The 1,285-nt window shown below is 21.9% G+C and carries 1 protein-coding gene; it reads left to right on the forward strand.

Annotated features, from left to right (window positions below; all coding sequences use genetic code 11):
- Positions 1–212: 212 nt before the first annotated feature.
- Positions 213–1,285 (forward strand): polysaccharide pyruvyl transferase family protein (locus F811_RS0100055; RefSeq protein ID WP_026364292.1); only part of this gene is annotated, 1,073 nt, incomplete at its 3' end.

The following is a 1,285-nucleotide window of genomic DNA, read 5'->3' on the forward strand; positions in this document are numbered from 1 at the left end:
CAGACCAGACCAGACCAGACCAGACCAGACCAGACCTTAATATGTAGAGGGTACATATATGATGCTAGTAATATTATAATAATTAATAATAAATTACAAGATATGTCGCAATACGATATTGCAGCATAATTTTTTATATATGATTTTATGATGATTCAAAATATAAAATATATTAATTTATATTTTGAATAATGATACTTTGGAGAATTTAAATGTTACACTATATTCATAGACTTGATTTTGTTAATAGAGGTGATATATATTGCGGTTACTATAAATATTTTAAATATTTGTATAACTATGATATACATATACATGATATAGAAAATCCTAATATAGAATTAATAAAAGAAAATGATATTGTAATAATTGGTGGAGGAGGATTGATAAATGCTTGGAATAAATGGAATAATTTTATAAATATAATTTCAAGTAAATCAAAAAATGTCATATTATGGTCTGTTGGCTATAATAATATTTATGATATTGAAGATATAACTGTTGATATAGATTTTAATAAAATAAAAATGATATCAATTAGAGATTATAATCATCCTTCAAATTTCAGATATGTTCCATGTGCTACTTGTATGTTGCCATATTTGAATATTAAATCTAGTATAAAAAGAGATATAGGTATAATTAGTCATAATTATTATAAATTTGATTATAATAATTATGATATAATATATAATAGTGATAATATATATAATATAATGCAATTTATAGCTTCATCAAATATAATAATATCTAATTCATACCATGCTATATACTGGGCTACTTTAATGAGAAAAAAAGTTATACTTATGTATGAAACTTCAACTAGATTTCATCATTTTAAATATCCACCTATAAAGTATTCTGGAGATATTTTTAATGATATAAATTTAGCAAAAATATATTATAATGCACTTGATGAATCTATATCTTTAACCAAAGAATATTTTAATGATATTAAGTTAATTATAAATGAAACAGAAAAAAAGTATTATTATATTGATAAATCTGTTTTAGAAACTGAAAAAATAAATAATGATTTCTTATTTAATGAGATTTTTCAATCCAATTCTAAAATTTTAAATTTAGAGAATTGTATATATAATCAGAATATTGAAATATCAAATTTGAAAGCTAATCTTGAAAATAAAAACAATATAATTAATAATATAATAAATACTATATCTTGGTGGATACCAATAAGAAAATGGCGTGATTCTTTTAGAAATAAAATGTTAAATAAAGACCAGACCAGACCAGACCAGACCAGACCAGACCAGACCAGACC

It is taken from the genome of Brachyspira innocens ATCC 29796 (assembly GCF_000384655.1).
Classification (GTDB): Bacteria; Spirochaetota; Brachyspiria; order Brachyspirales; family Brachyspiraceae; genus Brachyspira; species Brachyspira innocens.